Raw genomic sequence first — 15,612 nt, 5'->3', positions numbered from 1 at the left:
AAGGACGGGGGTAAGAAAATGTCCGCACCTGATCTGTCTTTGCTGGGTAAACGCCGTTTCGCGCCCTTGTTCGTGGTGCAGTTCCTGGGCGCGTTCAACGACAATCTGTTGAAGTTCGCGCTGCTGTTCCTCGCCAATTTCGGCCTCTATCGGGCCGAGCCCGACAAGGCGGAGATGCTGGCGACCGTCGCCACGGGCCTGTTCATCCTGCCCTATTTCCTGTTTTCCGCGCTGGCCGGGCAACTGGCCGACGCCTGGGACAAGGCGAAGCTGGTGCGGGCGGTGAAGGCGGCGGAAATCGTCATCATGACCCTGGCCGTCACCGGATTCTGGCTGGAATCGGTGCCGCTGCTGCTGTCCTGCCTGTTCCTGATGGGGCTGCATTCGACCATCTTCGGGCCGGTCAAATTTTCCATCCTGCCGCAGCATCTGCGCACCGACGAGATCATGGGCGGCACCGGCCTGATCGAGGCAGGCACCTTCCTCGCCATATTGAGCGGTCAGTTGCTGGCCGGGGTGATCCCGCCATGGGAAGCCGGGCTGGTGGCGGTGGGCCTGGCGATCCTGGGCTTCCTGGCCAGCCTGGCGGTGCCGTCCGCGCCGACGGTGGTGCCGGGGCTGCGCATCGAACCCAACATCTTCAGGAGCACCTGGCATATATTGAAGGCGGCGCGGCATGGGCGCGGCGTGTGGCTGTCGATCCTGGGGATAAGCTGGTTCTTCGCCGTGGGCGCGGTATTGCTGGCGGAGTTCGCGCCGCTGGTGAGCGGGGTGCTGAAGGCGAAGCAGGAGGTCGCGACCTTCTTCCTGCTGATCTTCTCGGTCAGCGTGGCGCTGGGGTCGATGCTGGTCAACCGGCTGCTGGGCGGGCAGGTGTCCGCCCGCTTCGTGCCGGTATCCGCGCTGGCGCTGGCCGGGTTCATGATCGACCTGTGGCTGTCGACCGGCTCCTATGCGCCCATGCATTCGGGCGCGGGCATAGCGGAATTCGTCGGGTCGCCGGGGAGCTGGCGGATCATGGTCGACCTGTTCGGCATCGCCTTTTCAGGCGGCATGTTCATCGTGCCGCTCTATGCGATCCTCCAGACGCACAGCCCGCGGCAGGAGCGGTCGCGCACCATTGCGGCCAACAACATCGTCAATGCGGCGGTCACGGTGGCGGTCGTCGCGGTGGTGACGGCGATGCTGGCGCGCGGCGAGAGCGTGCCCGGCGTGATCGGGGCGATGGGCTTTGCGACGCTGGCGGTGGCGCTGATCAGTTGCTGGCTGCTGCCGGAGACGGTGATCAAGGCCATCGTGCGCGGGATGCTGCGGCTCTGCTACCGGGTGGAGGTCATCGGCGCTGAAAATATGCCCGGCGCGGGCGAACCGGCGGTCGTCGTGGTCAACCATGTGTCGTTCCTGGATGGCCTGCTGCTGGCGGCCTTCCTGCCGGGCAAGCCCACCTTCGCGGTGCATACGCGCATTGCCAGGGCCTGGTGGGTCAAGCCCTTCCTGCCGCTGTTCGACGCCTTTCCGGTCGACCCGACCAATCCGCTGTCCGCCAAGGCGATGGTGAAGGCGGTGCGCGAAGGGCGGACGCTGGTGATCTTTCCCGAAGGCCGGATCACCGTCACCGGCGCCTTGATGAAGGTGTTTGACGGCCCCGGCATGGTCGCGGACAAGGCCGACGCGCCGATCATTCCCGTGCGGATCGACGGCGCGCAGTTCACGCCCTTTTCCCGCCTCAGGGGCAAGGTCCGGCTGCGGCGCTTTCCCCGAATCACGCTCACCGTGCTGCCGCCCCGCCGCTTCGCCATAGAGGGCGAGATGACGGCGCGGGCGCGGCGCGCTATCGCCGGGCGGCGGCTCTATGACGAGATGAGCCAGATGATGTTCGCGACCTCCGACACGGACAGGACATTGTTCGAAGCGCTGCTGGAGGCGAGCCATGTCCATGGGCGCGGATCGGCCGTCGTCGAGGATGTGAAGCGCGAACCGCTGACCTATGGGCGGCTGGTGACGGGATCGCTGGTGCTGGGACGCGTGCTGGCGCGTTCGACCCGGCAGGGGGAGGCGGTCGGCGTGCTGCTGCCCAATGTCGCCGGGGTGGCGGTGGCCTTCTTCGCGCTCCAGGCAGGCGGGCGGGTGCCGGCGATGTTGAACTTCACGGCGGGCCTGGCGAACCTGAAGGCGGCCTGCATGGCGGCCGAAATCCGGACGGTGGTGACGGCGCGGGCCTTTGTCGAGCAGGGCAAGCTCGGCGATGTCGTCGCGGGGCTGGAGGCGGAGGGGATCGCCTTCCTCTGGCTGGAGGATGTGGCGGCGGGTATCGGCCCCGGCGCGAAGCTGCGCGGGCTGATCGCCAGCCGCTTTGCCGGGCGCGCGCACCGGCGGCTCAAGGTTTCGCCGGACGATGCGGCGGTGATCCTGTTCACCAGCGGGTCGGAGGGGCTGCCCAAGGGCGTGGTGCTGACGCATCGCAACCTTCTGTCCAACTGCCGGCAATTGGCGGCGCGCATCGACTTCAATTCGGCCGACGTGGTGCTGAACGCCCTGCCGGTGTTCCATAGCTTCGGCCTGACCGGGGGCACTTTGCTGCCGATCTTCCACGGGGTGAAGACGCTGCTCTATCCCAGCCCGCTGCATTACCGGATCGTGCCGGCGCTCGCCTATGACGCCAATGCGACGATCCTGTTCGGGACCGACACCTTCCTGTCGGGCTATGCGCGGATGGCGCATGGCTATGACTTCTACTCGCTGCGCTACATCTTCGCGGGCGCGGAGCGGGTGCGGGACGAGACCCGGAAGATCTATGCCGAGAAATTCGGGCTGCGCATCCTGGAGGGCTATGGCGCGACGGAGGCGGGGCCGGTGATCGCGGTCAACACCCCGATGCATTTCCGCGCCGGATCGGTCGGACGGCTGCTGCCGGGGATCGAGGCGCGGCTGGACGATGTGCCGGGGATCGAGGAAGGCGGGCGGCTTTCGATCCGGGGGCCGAACATCATGGCCGGCTATATGAAGGCCGATGCGCCGGGCGTGCTGCAACCGCCGGAAGGGGGCTGGCACGATACCGGCGACATCGTGACCATCGACGATCAGGGCTTCGTGACGATCCGGGGGCGGGCGAAGCGCTTTGCGAAGATCGGGGGCGAGATGATCTCCCTGCCGGCGGTGGAGGGCTATGCCTCCGCGGTCTGGCCGGATGCGGACCATGCCGTGGTGACGCGGCCCGACGCGCGCAAGGGGGAGCAACTGGTGCTGTTCACGACCGCGCGGGATGCGAAGGCGGCGGCGTTGCAGGCCTGGGGCAAGGCCAATGGCGTGGCGGAACTGGCCTTGCCCAGGGAAATCCGGGTGCTGGATGCTCTGCCGCTGCTGGGAACCGGGAAGACGGATTATGCGTCCATGACGCAGATGGCGGCCGGGTAGGACAGATCCTTCCTGCGCCGAAGGCTTGGGAAGGATTTGTGTCGGTGGAACGGCCTTCGCATCTGGTGCGGCGGTTGCTGGTGCGCCAGGTGCGGGGCGTGTTTCATGACAGCGCCCGAGGAGAAGCGCCGGTCGTCGCTTCGGACCGGGCGCTCTATCCGCCGGGGTCGGTGATCCGGCGCGTGCATGGCGACGTCACCAGCATGATGATCGGCGGGGTCGGCGCATTGCTGCTCCAGATGCTGCATCCGGCGGCCTTGGCGGGAATCTGGGACCACAGCCGGTTTCGGGACGATATGCTGGGGCGGCTGCGGCGGACGGCGCGGTTCATCGCCGTCACCACCTATGCCGAACGGGCCGAGGCGGAGGCGGCGATCGCGCGGGTGCGGCAGGTGCATGACCATGTGCGCGGGACGCTGGCGGACGGGACGGCCTATGCGGCGGGCGATCCCTGGCTGCTCGCCTGGGTGCATGTCTGCGAGGCGGTGAGCTTTCTCGACGCGTGGATGGCCTATGGCGAGCCGTTCATGCCGGTGGCGGAGCAGGACCGCTATTTTGCCGAGGCGGCGCTGGTGGCGCGGGCTTTGGGGGCTGATCCGGTGCCGGAGAGCCGGGCCGAGGCGATGGCGCTGATGGCGCGCTTTCGCGGCGAGCTGGCCGTGACGGAGCGGACGCGGGAGGTGGCGCGGATCGTGCTGCGGCAGCCTGCGCCCTCGCTGGGGCTGATGCCCGCGCAAGCGATGACGATGCAGGCGGCGGTGGCGCTGCTGCCCGGATGGGCGCGGCGGATGCATGGCTTTTCCATGCCCGTCGTGGCGCGGCCGCTGGTCCGGGCGGCGGCTTTCGCGCTGGCGGGGACGATGCGCTGGGCGTTCAAGGCGCAGAAATGAGATTTCATAATCCGCCGATATGTGACCACCCCATTTCATTGGGGGCCATGAAGGGCGTCAGAATGAAACCCTTTTTCCGTCGGAACATGGGATAAGGCTGAACATGGCACAGGCGGACATGACACCTCCCGAGGGCGCGGCTGCGGACTGGACGGTTCCGCAGGACTGGTCTGCCTATACGCCCGGCGAGCATGCCATGTGGGACCGGCTGTTCGAACGGCAGGCCGCGATGCTGCCGGGGCGGGTGGTGCCGGAATTCCTGGAGGGGCTGGACATATTGCGGATGACGCGGCCGGGGATTCCCGACTTCGCCGAATTGTCCGAACGGTTGATGAAGCGCACGGGCTGGCAGGTGGTGGCGGTGCCGGGACTGGTGCCGGACCGGGTTTTCTTCGAACATCTCGCCAATCGGCGGTTTGTGGCGGGGCGGTTCATCCGCAGGCCCGAACAGATCGACTATCTGCAGGAGCCGGACGTGTTTCACGACGTGTTCGGGCATGTGCCTTTGCTGACCCATCCGGCCTTTGCCGATTATATGCAGGCCTATGGCGAGGGCGGGCTGCGCGCCGACGGGCTGGGGTCGATCGATCATCTGGCGCGGCTTTACTGGTATACGGTGGAATTCGGGCTGATGCGGCATGGCAACGACTTGCGGCTTTACGGGGCGGGGATCGTTTCGTCCTTCGGCGAGTCGGTGTTCGCGCTGGAGGATGCTTCGCCCAATCGGATCGGTTTCGATCTGAAGCGGTTGATGCGGACCCAATATCGCATCGACGATTATCAGCAGAGCTATTTCGTCATCGACAGTTTCGAGGATCTTCTGCGCAAGACGTCCGATGTGGACTTCGGGCCGATCTATCGCGAATTGGAGACGGAGAGCGACGTGGCGCCCGATGCGGTGCTGGCGCAGGATCGCGTCTATCATCGCGGCAGCCAGGATCACGCCCGCGCCAAAATGCCATGCTGACGCGGTAACCCCAACCATAATCGAGAGGATTGGCTTCATGGCCGACATCATCAATCCGCTGGGCCTAAACGGTTTCGAATTCGTCGAATTCACATCGCCGGATCCCGAAGCCATGGGGCGGCAGTTCGAACAACTGGGCTTCGTGGCCAGCCACCGGCATCCGACCAAGAACATCACCCGCTACAAGCAGGGGCGCATCAACCTGATGCTGAACCGCGACGATGCCGGGCGGGTGGCGGCCTTCCGGGGCGAGCATGGCCCGTCGGCGAGCGCCATGGCCTTTCGCGTGGCCGATCCGGAGGCGGCGATGCAATGGGCGCTGGAGCACGGCGCCAGGCCGACGGACGAGGACGATACCGTCATCCAGGGGATCGGCGGTTCCTATCTCTATTTCATCAAGGACGGCGAAGACCTTTATGCCGATTGGGCGGAGTTTCCCGGCTGGCGGCAGGCGGCGGCGGAGAACGATGTCGGCTTGGACCTGCTCGACCATCTGACGCATAATGTCCGACGCGGGCAGATGCGGGTGTGGAGCCAGTTCTATCGGACGCTGTTCGGATTCGAGGAGCAAAAATATTTCGACATCAAGGGGCAGGCGACCGGGCTGTTCAGCCAGGCGATGATCGCGCCCGACAGGGCGATCCGCATCCCCCTGAACGAAAGCCAGGACGACAAGAGCCAGATCGAGGAGTTCATCCGCCAATATCATGGCGAGGGCATCCAGCATCTGGCGCTGACCACCGACAATATCTACGAGACGGTGGAGAAGTTGCGGGCGCGGGGCGTACGGTTGCAGGACACCATCGAGACCTATTATGAACTGGTCGACAAGCGGGTGCCTGGGCATGGAGAAGATTTGGAGAGATTGCGCCGGAACCGGATATTGATCGACGGATCGGTGGAGAATGGCGAGGGAATCCTGCTGCAAATCTTCACCGAGAACATGTTTGGACCGATCTTCTTCGAGATCATCCAGCGCAAGGGCAATGAGGGCTTCGGGAATGGAAATTTCCAGGCCTTGTTCGAGAGCATCGAGTTGGATCAGATCAGGCGCGGGGTGATTTCGGTCGACGCCTGAGGTGGCAAGGCCCGGCGGGGAACGGTCATGAAAGGACGCTGGACCCTCCTTGCGCGCAGCGTGGGGAGGGAGGCCGCGGTAATTGTCGCCGATTTGGATCAATCATCGTGGCTTCCAGCGGCTTTTGCGTGAGCGAAATCGGTGAAAACATCTGGCGTTCCTGCGCAAAGCCACCATTTGCCAGTGCAAGCGCTTTGCACCGTAACGGTTGCTTCTTTCATGCCCTGACAACAGCGCCAGGGTTATGAATTCCCCCGGTTGAAGCGCTTTTGCGTTCACGCAAAGCGCCGTTGGGGGAAAGCAATGCGTCTGGGTTCGAAAGCCAAGCTGACGATCGCCGTCGGGCTGACCTCCGCTTCGGCTTTTCTGGCGCTGGGCGTCCGCGAATTGCGCAACGCTTCCGCCGCGACGGTGCAGGGCCAGGCCGCGCCCGTCAGGGTGGCCGCGCCTGTCCTGCTGGTGCGGGCGGCCCGCGCGATCCGCACGGGGGAGACGATCACGGCCGCCATGATCCGCAACGCGCCGGGCGATCCGACGCGCTATCCCTATGCGGCGACATCCGCCGAGGTGGTGGGCAAGGTCGCGACGCGGGACATAGGCCTGCATGCGTTGATCGCCCGCGATGCGGTGGGGATGGAGAGCAAGCTTGCCATCCGCGTGCCGATGGGGATGCGCGCAATCAGCATCGACACCACGGCGGAGATCGCCGTCGCCGGCCTGATCCGTCCGGGCGACCGGGTCGACGTGCAGGTCGTCTATCCCGGCGCCGACGCGATCAGCGGGGCGCGCGGATCGGGACGCAGCCGGGCGCAGGCCCTGCTCCAGATGGTGCAGGTGCTGGCCGTGGGCGAGGTGGTGGTGGGAACGCAGCAGGCGTCGGGAGCCAATGGCGGCGTGGAAGGCGCGCTCTCCTCCCCTCCCCCGCCGGCGCGGACAGTGACGCTGGCGTTGACGCCGGAGCAGGTGTCGATCCTGTCGCTGGCGAAGAATATCGGGGCGCTGACCTTGTCGCTGCGCAATCCGGCGGACAGCGCGCAGGTCGCGGTGGCCGTGGCGGCTTCGGCGGGGGTCGAGCCGGTGGCGGCGCCCGCGCCGATGCCGGTGGCGACGGCTCCCGCGCCCCGCGCGACGGCGCGTCCTGCGCCCCATGCCATCGAACTGGTCGTGGGGAGCCGGCGCGAAACCATCTATTCGGGGAGTGGCGCGAAGTGAGGATTTCGGGCTGTTGGCAGCGGGCGCGTCTTGGATTGGGGCTGATCGCGATGGGCCTGCCCCTTGCCACCGTGGCGCAGACGGCGTTGCAGGTGAAGGAGCAGCGCACCCTTTCCTATCCCCGCGCCATCGGGCGGGTCGAGGTGGACCGGGAGGGCGTGTTGTCCATCGCCGCGCCTTCTGCCCGGTCGCTGCGGCTGACGGCGATTGGCGAAGGCGCGGCGACCGTCAGCGTCTATGGCGGCGATGGCGGACTGATGGCCCGGGAGCCGGTCAGCGTCGCGCCCGATGCGGCGGCGAGCGCGCCCATCGTCAGGGCGGGCGAGCAGGTGGTGGCGGTGGACGTGCAGTTCGCGGCGGTCTCCGCGACGACGCTCAAGGCGCTGGGCTTCAACTTCTCCAAGCTCAGCGGCGATATTCAGGGGGCCATCGTTTCGCCCAGCAGCCTGGGGAGCGCGTCCTTCAATCCCGATGGGCTGGCGCTGGAGGCGAGCGCGCCGATCCAAAACGCCTTCAACCTGTTCCTTTCCGCGCCCAATCGGGGGATCGGCGCGGTGTTGAGCGCGCTGTCCTCCAACGGGCTGTCGCAGCTATTGGCGCAGCCGACCTTGCTGGTGCGATCCGGCGAGCAGGCGAGTTTCCTGGCCGGGGGCGAGTTTCCGGTGCCGGTGCCGCAGGTTTCGGGATCAGGCAATACTCTGTCCATCCAGTATAAGGAATTCGGCGTGCGGTTATCGGTGACGCCCTTCGTGTTGTCGAAGGATCATATCGTGCTGAAGATCGCGCCGGAGGTCAGCGAACTCGATTATAATAATGGCGTGCAGTTGCAGGGCTATGTCGTGCCGGGGCTGCGGCGGCGGTCGGCGGAGACGACGGTCGAACTGGGCAGCGGGCAGAGCTTCGTCATCGCGGGGCTTAGCTATTCCAGCCAGACGGTGACGAAGGAGAAGACGCCCCTTTTCGGCGATATTCCGGTGCTGGGCGCCTTCTTCAAGCGGCAGCAGAACCAGAAGGAGAAGCAGGAGCTGATCATCGTCGCGACGCCCCGGCTGGTGGGGCCGATGAAGCCGGAGGAGGTGCCGCCCTTGCCCGGCGCGGCGACGGCGGGGATCGACCCCGGCATAGGCGACATGATTTTGGGCACGGACGGGCTGGACCAGTCCAGCGCGCCCTTCGGCGTGGTGCGGCGGTGAGCATGGCGAAGATCCTTCTGCTGTCGGTCGACCGGGTGCTGGCGCAGCGCATCGAGGAAGCGGCGGGCGGCCGCGCCACGGTCGAACTGGCGCAATCGGTGGAGCGCGAGGCGCTGGACGGGCTGGCGCTGATCGTCATCGACCGCGCCGCCATTCCGCCCGAGCGCGCCCTGTCGGTCGCGATCGGCGCCGTGGTGGCGGACGCGGGCGGCCGGCCCGTCCTGCTGGCGACCGACGAGATGGAGGCCGAGCCGTTGCTGCGCGCCATTCGCGCCGGCGTGCATGACGTCGTTCCGCGCGACGGGCAGCGCGGGGAGATCGCCCCCATATTGGCGCGGCTGTTGAACGAGGCGGTCGCGGACCGGGGCGGCCGGGGACGGCTGACGCTGCTGCTGGGCGCGGACCGCGATGCCTGCGCGATGGTGGCGACCGATATGGCCGTCGCCACGACGGCGCGGGGATCGACGTTGCTGATCGACTGCACCCTGCCGACGAGCGCGGCCGCGAGCTATCTGGACCTGGTCGTCGATTATGGGCTGGCCTCCGCTATCGGCGACATGGACCGGCTGGACGCCAGCCTGCTGGCCAGCACGGTGGCGCGGCATGAACCGAGCGGTGTGATGCTGCTGACCTTCGACGGCGGGACCGGGGCCGAACCGGCGGGACTGACGCCAGTCGACCTGGCCGCGCTGATCCGGCTGCTGCGGGGCTGTTGCGGGCATGTGGTGCTGAATGCGGGCAGCCTGCGCCATGGCGGGCTGCTGCGCGAGGTGGCGGCGGAGGCGGATCGGGTGGAATTGCTCTGCGGCCAGACCATTCGCGAGATCGAGGCGTGCCGCCGCTTGCTGGACAGGATCGGGACGGAGCGCGAGCGGATAGAGGCGATGCGGCTGCTGGTGTGGGATCATCTGCCCGGCGTGCTGCTGGATGGGCGGCGGATGGCGGATGCGCTGGGCGTCGGCGCGGCGCTGGCGCTGCCCATCGACCGGGCGCGGATGCGCAATGCGCTGAACGCCGGGCGGCCGATGGCGATGGAGGCGGATGGCGGGGCCTATATGGCCGCGATCCGGCGGCTTTGCGGGATCGCGCCGAAGCCTGGCGGGATCGACCGGCTGCGGGGGGCGATGCTGCGCGTCGTCCAGCGTGCGTCATGAGCCTGCTGACCGGGGAAGAGGGTTTCATTCCGGCGCGGGAGGTGCGGATCACGCCCGTCGCCCAGCCCGCCGCGCAACGGATGAGCGACATCTATCAGCTCGCCAAGGCGCAGACCTGCGCCCAGTTGATCGAGCAGCTGGAGGCGCGGGGCGAGACGGCGGAGACGCTGGGGCCAAGGGCGCTGCGCGAGGAGATAGAGCAGGTCATCTCCAGCCGCAGCCGCCGTGGGCAGATGGCGCTGAACAGCGCGGAGCGGCTGCTGCTGATCGAGGATGTCGAGGATGAGGTGGCGGGCATGGGGCCGCTGGCGCCGCTGCTGCGCGATCCGGGAGTGGACGACATCATCGTCAACGGGCCGGGGCATGTCTATGCCGAGCGGGGCGGATTGCTGGAGAAGGTGGAGACGCGCTTTCGCGACGACGCGCACCTCATGAACATCATCCAGCGGATCGTGGGGCCTATCGGACGGCGCGTGGATGAGGCCAGCCCCTATGTCGATGCGCGGCTGGCGGACGGGTCGCGGGTGAATATCGTCATTCCGCCGGTGGCTCTGGACGGGCCGACGCTCTCTATCCGCAAATTCCGGTTGCAGAGCATGACCATCGAGGACTGCGTCGCCGGCCAGGTGATGAGCGCGGACATGGCGGCTTATCTGAGCGCGGCGGTGCGGTCGCGGCTGAACATCCTGATCTGCGGCGGGACGGGTGCGGGCAAGACGACCCTGCTCAACATGCTGTCGACCTTCATCGGGGATCGCGAGCGGCTGATCACCATCGAGGACGCCGCCGAACTGCAGTTGCGGCAGAGCCATGTGGTGCGGCTGGAAACGCGGCCGCCGACGGTGGACGGCAGCCGCGAGGTGAGCAGCCGCGAACTGGTGCGCAACGCGCTGCGGATGCGGCCGGACCGGATCATTTTGGGCGAGGTGCGCGGCGTCGAGGCCGTGGAGATGTTGCAGGCCATGTCGACCGGGCATGACGGGTCGATGGCGACGCTGCACGGCAATAGTCCGAGGGACGCCTTTGCCCGGCTGGAGATGCTGCTGGGCTTTGCCGGGGTGCAGAGCGACGTGCGGGCGATCCGGCGCTTCATCGCCAACAGCGTGCATGTGGTGGTGCAGTTGCAGCGGCTGTCCAACGGCAGCCGGCGGGTGATGTCGGTCAGCGAGGTGACGGGGCTGGAGGGCGAGGCCTATTCGCTGAACGAACTGTTCGCCTTTCAGGAGCAACCTGCGCTGTCGGGGCTTGGCGAGTTTCAGACGTTGTCGCCGCGGCCCTTTTTCGCGGGGCGGCTGCGCGATTATCGGGGCAATCGGCCGTGCTGAGCGGGGCGGCCTTCATGATGCTGTCGCTGATGATCCTGATGGGAATCGGCTGGCAGTTGCTGGCCGATCAGGCGCGGGAGCGGGCGGTGATCGACCGGCGGCTGGGACTGACCCCGACGGCGGCCATGCCGCGCCCGGCGGTGCTGGCGGCGCCGGACAGGATGGCGCCGCTGCTGGCGCAGGCGCAGATCGACGTGACGGCGCGGGGGCTGGGCATGGTCGGCGGCGGGCTGCTGCTGATCGCGCTGTTCGCCCTGCTGGCGGCGGGGCCGGTGGCGGCGCTGGCGGTGGCGGCGGGCGTGCCGGTGGCGCTGATCGGCTGGGTGCGGCGGCGGGCGCAGCGGCGCGTGGAAGCGCTGATCGAGGCGCTGCCCTATTATATCGACGCGGTGCGGCAGATGCAGGCGGTCGGCAATTCGCTGGCGCAGGCGCTGGACCGGGCGCTGGCCGACGCGCCCGCCGTGGTGCGGAGCTATATCGCGCCGGTCGCAAGGCGGCTGGAGCTGGGCGCGCCGGTGGCCGATGCGATGCAGGTGCTGGCGGAGCGGCTGCGCGTTCCTGAAATATCGATGCTGGCCGCCGCGATCCGCACGAACATGCGCTATGGCGGGTCGATTTCGGCGGTGCTGCTGAACCTGGCGAACATCCTGCGCGAGCGCATCCGCATCAAGCGCGAGCTGAAGGCCGCCATTTCCGAAGCGAAGATCAGCGGCCGGGTGCTGATCGTCATGCCGCTGGTGGCGATGGCCGTGCTGGTGGCGATGAACCCCGATTATATCGACTTCTTCCTGCGCGATCCGCGTGGGCATCGGCTGGCGGTGGTCGCGCTGGTCTTGCAGGGCATGGGCATGCTGGTGATGCGGCGGGTGATGAGGCTGGCCTTCTGATGGGGGCGCTGTTCCTCCTTTGCGCGGCGCTGGGCGTCGCCTGCGCCGCGATGGGCATGCGGATGCTGCTGGCCGACCGGCGGCTGGAGGCGCGGCTGGGCATGGCGGGCGACCGGCCGGGCTTCCGCCTGCCCGCAGCCTTCGGGGCGCGGGGGCGGGATCGGTCGGAAATTGCCGACAAGCTGATGCTGGCGGGGTTCCAGGATGCGCGGGCGGCGGACAGGTTCGTCTGGGCGCGCATGGCGGCGACCGTCGGCGCGGGGCTGGCGGCGATGCTGGTTTCGCGGATCGGCTGGGGCGGATTCCTTGCCCAGCCCTTGTTGGTCGTCATCGTCACGGGCCTGACCTATGTCGGGGCGAAGCAGGCGATCCATCTGCTCGCGGCGCGGCGGGCGCGGGCGATCATGGCGGAATTTCCCTTCCTGCTGGACCTGATGCTGATGATGCTGGAAAGCGGCATCTCGCTCGACCAGTGCTTCCGCTCGATTGCGCGGGACGAGGCCATTGCGGTGCCGCATCATGCGCGGCTGATCGCGATGCTGGTCGCCGATCTCGACCGGGGCATGCGCTATGAGCAGGCGCTGGACCGCTGGGCGGCGCGGGTGGCGGTGAACGGGGCGAAGGAACTGGCGGCGCTGTTCCGCCAGGCGCTGTTCCAGGGGGTCGAGCTGGCCCCTGCCCTGCGCGAATTCGTGCGGGAGTTCACCCAGCGCCGCGTCGCCAATGCGCGGGAGGCGATGGGCGGCATCACCGTGCGCATGGTTGTGCTGATGATCCTGTTCTTCATGCCCGCCCTGTTCGTGGTGCTGGGCGGGCCGCCGGTGGTGGCGATCTTCGATACTTTGCGGGGGGTGTCGCAATGAGGCGGTTGATGCTGGCGGCGATGCTGATCGCGGCCGCGCCGGGGCAAGCGGAGGAAGCGCCGGACACGCGCGGGCTGTATCTGCAACTCATCCACCAGGCGCGGGCCGATGGGCGGCCACGGGCGGCGCTGGCCTATCTCGACGATTTCGAACGGCGCTATCCCGGCGATGCCGAGGCGCGGCTGTTGCGGGTCAACAGCCTGCTCGACCTCAAGCAGATCGACGCGGCGGAAGCGGTGGCCCTGCCGCCCGAAACGGCGAGCGGCGGGGTCAGCGCGGTGCGCGGGCATCTGCTGGCGGCGCGGGGGCGATGGGACGAGGCGGCCGCCTGTTACGAGCGGGCGAGCCGGGCGAGCCCGGCCGATCCGCTGCCGCGCAATGCGCTGGGCTATGCGCTGTTGCGAGCCGGGCGGATCGGCGCGGCGATAGAGGCGTTGCGCGGGGCTAGCGATCTGGCGCCGCAACTGGCGGTGGTGCGCAACAACCTGCTGCTGGCGCTGATCATGGGCGGGCGGCGCGACGAGGCGGAGGCCGGGTTGCGCCGGGCGGGAGACGGGGCGCTGCGGCAGAAGCTGGCGGCGGAAGCGGCGCGGATCGGCAAGGGAGGCTGAGATGGTAGTGCTGTTGCTGATGGCGGCTGCGCCCGCGCCGGTGCCGGTGGGCGAAGCGCGGCGGGTGGTGGAGGCACAGTTGAAGGCCCCGGTGCGCGAGGATGCCGAACTGTCGGCGGAGGAGGCCGCGGTCATCCGGCAGCGCTATCTGGAGTCCATCGGCCGGCGGGTCGAGCGGGCGGTGGATGGGGCGCGATGATCCGATCGAGGCGCCCCGTGTTTCGTCGGGCCTGGCTTCGCCCGCTGCTTGGCGACCGATCCGCCGCAGTCGCGCCGATGTTCGCGGCATTGGGGGCGGTGTTGATCGGCGCGGCGGGATTCGCGCTGGATGGCGGGCTTTATTATGTCGGCCAGCGCAATCTGCGGGCGGCGACCGATGCGGCCGCGCTGGCCGCCGCGCAGAATCCGGCTCAGGCGGCCGCGCGGGCGCGGGACAGCCTGAGCCGCAACGGATATGATCCGGCTATTCTCCGATCGGTCGAACTGGGCCGCTATTGCGCCGATGCGGGGTTGGGCGCCGCGCAGCGCTTCGACGCCAGCATGGCGCTTTGTCCCGGCAATGGGCGGGTCAATGCCGTGCGCATCCGCACCGGGAAGCCGGCGCGCCAGTTCCTGATGCGCGTGCTGGGTCCGGCCAATCCCCTGCCCGACCTGTCGGCCAGCGCCACGGCGGCCCGCATCGACGAGGCGGGGATCGGCATCAGTTCCGGCGTGCTGACCGTCACAAATGCGCTGGTGAACAGCGTCAACGACCTGCTGGGCGCACTGCTGGGCATCGAGCTGCGCCTCTCCGCCGCCGATGTCGAGGCGCTGATGGCGAGCAATGTCGATGCCGGCCTGTTCTTCGATGCGCTGGCGCAGCGGGTCGGGGAGAGCGGCACCTATGGTGCGCTCACCGCCCGCACCGTGGGGCTTCGGGACTTGCTCGCCGCCGCCGCCAGCGCGGCCGACGACAGCGCGACCGCCGCGACCCTGAGCCTGCTCGCCGGGCAGGTCGGCAATGGTCATGCGGTGCCACTCAACGGCCTGTTCGGCCTTGGCGTGTGGAAGAACATGCCGGTCGGCGGGGCGGACGAGAAACCGGCCCTGCGCGCCGGGATCAATGCCTATCAGCTCTTTTCCTACGCCGTGCAGGCCGGCAATGGCGCGGTCGACCTGTCGGACGCGATCGGCGCCGTGGCGCCGGGCAGCAGCGTCCTGCTGGCGGCGATGGCGACCGGGCCGATGGACCGGCCCCGCTTCTCCTTCGGTCCGGCGGGGGAGACCAGCGTTTCCACGTCCGCCTTGCGGCTGCAACTGGATGTCGGGATCAGGAACGTCAGCCTGCTGGGCGTTCCGCTGATCGTCGTCAAACTGCCGGTCACGATCGACATTGCGGCGGCGCAGGGGCAGGTCAGCGCCATCGATTGCCCCGACACGGCGGAACAGGCGCGCGACACGCGGGTGACGGTGCAGGCCGGCAGCGGTCTCGTCAACGCCTATATCGGCGCCTTGCCCGCCGGCGCCATGACGCGGCCGATGCCGCCCCTGTCCGCCGCCGACGTGCGTTCGGTCCGGATCGTCAATGTGCTGGGCGTCGTCACGGTGGACAGCCGCGCGGTGGCGCAGCCGGTCATGGGCGCGAGCGGCGCCCTCGTCTTCGGCCCCGGCGGGCAGGGCAGCATAGGCCGTCCCGGATCGCCCGGCACGCCCGCCAGCATCGGCAATGGGGCGCAGGTCGGGCCGCTGCTGACATCGCTGGTGGGCAGCCTGGGCGGACAGGACGGGTTGCAGGTGACGTTGCTGGGATCATGCCTGCCGATCGTCTGCGACGCGACCAGGGCGCTCGCCCGGTCGCAATTGTCGAGCGCGGTGGTCAATCCGATTGCCGGGCTGGTCGGCACCACCATCGATCCGCTGGTCACCGACCTGCTCGCCGCGCTGGGCGTCCAGCTTGGCCATGCGACGCTCTGGGCGACAGGCGCGCGCTGCGGGGTGCCGGTGCTGGTGTGAGTTTTCACGGCGGCGCGCGGTCCCCC

The 15,612-nt window shown here is 68.3% G+C and carries 13 protein-coding genes; all 13 read left to right on the top strand.

The genetic code is table 11. From position 1 onward, the window contains the following. Positions 1–18: 18 nt before the first annotated feature. Entirely contained in the window at positions 19–3,414 is a 3,396-nt protein-coding gene (locus tag Sj15T_RS17535; protein ID WP_013053635.1) for an acyl-[ACP]--phospholipid O-acyltransferase, read from the top strand. 44 nt (positions 3,415–3,458) lie between these two features. Then, positions 3,459–4,304, top strand: a complete 846-nt coding sequence (locus tag Sj15T_RS17530; RefSeq protein WP_041386876.1) for an oxygenase MpaB family protein — start codon at positions 3,459–3,461, stop codon at positions 4,302–4,304. Between the two features lie 103 nt (positions 4,305–4,407). Continuing rightward, positions 4,408–5,271: a phenylalanine 4-monooxygenase gene (phhA, locus tag Sj15T_RS17525; RefSeq protein WP_013053633.1), complete on the top strand. Its 864-nt coding sequence runs from the start codon at positions 4,408–4,410 to the stop codon at positions 5,269–5,271. Between the two features lie 37 nt (positions 5,272–5,308). Beyond that, positions 5,309–6,349, top strand: a complete 1,041-nt coding sequence (hppD, locus tag Sj15T_RS17520) for a 4-hydroxyphenylpyruvate dioxygenase (protein WP_013053632.1) — start codon at positions 5,309–5,311, stop codon at positions 6,347–6,349. 303 nt (positions 6,350–6,652) lie between these two features. After that, positions 6,653–7,561: a Flp pilus assembly protein CpaB gene (cpaB, locus tag Sj15T_RS17515; RefSeq protein WP_013053631.1), complete on the top strand. Its 909-nt coding sequence runs from the start codon at positions 6,653–6,655 to the stop codon at positions 7,559–7,561. 50 nt (positions 7,562–7,611) lie between these two features. Continuing rightward, entirely contained in the window at positions 7,612–8,754 is a 1,143-nt protein-coding gene (locus Sj15T_RS17510; RefSeq protein WP_253720740.1) for a pilus assembly protein N-terminal domain-containing protein, read from the top strand. Positions 8,755–8,756: 2 nt separating this feature from the next. Next, a complete protein-coding gene (locus Sj15T_RS17505) occupies positions 8,757–9,908 on the top strand; it encodes a histidine kinase (RefSeq protein ID WP_013053629.1) in 1,152 nt (383 codons plus the stop codon). After that, positions 9,905–11,233 (top strand): CpaF family protein, encoded by a 1,329-nt coding sequence (locus Sj15T_RS17500; protein ID WP_013053628.1) that lies wholly within the window; start codon positions 9,905–9,907, stop codon positions 11,231–11,233. Before Sj15T_RS17505 ends, Sj15T_RS17500 begins: the two co-directional genes overlap by 4 nt. Further along, positions 11,227–12,120, top strand: coding sequence for a type II secretion system F family protein (locus Sj15T_RS17495; protein WP_013053627.1), 894 nt, complete (start codon positions 11,227–11,229; stop codon positions 12,118–12,120). Before Sj15T_RS17500 ends, Sj15T_RS17495 begins: the two co-directional genes overlap by 7 nt. After that, positions 12,120–12,983, top strand: a complete 864-nt coding sequence (locus Sj15T_RS17490; protein ID WP_013053626.1) for a type II secretion system F family protein — start codon at positions 12,120–12,122, stop codon at positions 12,981–12,983. The genes Sj15T_RS17495 and Sj15T_RS17490 overlap by 1 nt, the downstream gene beginning before the upstream one ends. Before the next feature lie 8 nt (positions 12,984–12,991). Continuing rightward, the gene (locus tag Sj15T_RS17485; RefSeq protein WP_041386785.1) at positions 12,992–13,594 is read left to right on the top strand and encodes a tetratricopeptide repeat protein; all 603 of its coding nucleotides are present in this window, start codon (positions 12,992–12,994) and stop codon (positions 13,592–13,594) included. 1 nt (position 13,595) lies between these two features. Beyond that, entirely contained in the window at positions 13,596–13,793 is a 198-nt protein-coding gene (locus Sj15T_RS17480) for a hypothetical protein (RefSeq protein WP_013053624.1), read from the top strand. A gap of 17 nt (positions 13,794–13,810) precedes the next feature. Beyond that, complete coding sequence (locus Sj15T_RS17475) at positions 13,811–15,586, top strand: pilus assembly protein TadG-related protein (protein ID WP_338756239.1); 1,776 nt, start codon at positions 13,811–13,813, stop codon at positions 15,584–15,586. The last annotated feature ends 26 nt before the right edge of the window (positions 15,587–15,612 follow it).

The organism is Sphingobium sp. TA15, from assembly GCF_037101235.1.
Classification (GTDB): domain Bacteria; phylum Pseudomonadota; class Alphaproteobacteria; order Sphingomonadales; family Sphingomonadaceae; genus Sphingobium; species Sphingobium indicum.
Note: the sequence above shows the minus strand (reverse complement) of the source record. Positions and strands in the feature narration are given on the sequence as shown.

Coding starts and splice junctions, on each gene's coding strand:
- cpaB (WP_013053631.1), top strand. CDS start 6,653: ATGCGTCTGGGTTCGAAAGCCAAGCTGACGATCGCCGTCGGGCTGACC.
- phhA (WP_013053633.1), top strand. CDS start 4,408: ATGGCACAGGCGGACATGACACCTCCCGAGGGCGCGGCTGCGGACTGG.
- Sj15T_RS17490 (WP_013053626.1), top strand. CDS start 12,120: ATGGGGGCGCTGTTCCTCCTTTGCGCGGCGCTGGGCGTCGCCTGCGCC.
- Sj15T_RS17485 (WP_041386785.1), top strand. CDS start 12,992: ATGCTGGCGGCGATGCTGATCGCGGCCGCGCCGGGGCAAGCGGAGGAA.
- Sj15T_RS17505 (WP_013053629.1), top strand. CDS start 8,757: ATGGCGAAGATCCTTCTGCTGTCGGTCGACCGGGTGCTGGCGCAGCGC.
- Sj15T_RS17500 (WP_013053628.1), top strand. CDS start 9,905: ATGAGCCTGCTGACCGGGGAAGAGGGTTTCATTCCGGCGCGGGAGGTG.
- hppD (WP_013053632.1), top strand. CDS start 5,309: ATGGCCGACATCATCAATCCGCTGGGCCTAAACGGTTTCGAATTCGTC.
- Sj15T_RS17535 (WP_013053635.1), top strand. CDS start 19: ATGTCCGCACCTGATCTGTCTTTGCTGGGTAAACGCCGTTTCGCGCCC.
- Sj15T_RS17510 (WP_253720740.1), top strand. CDS start 7,612: ATGGGCCTGCCCCTTGCCACCGTGGCGCAGACGGCGTTGCAGGTGAAG.
- Sj15T_RS17480 (WP_013053624.1), top strand. CDS start 13,596: ATGGTAGTGCTGTTGCTGATGGCGGCTGCGCCCGCGCCGGTGCCGGTG.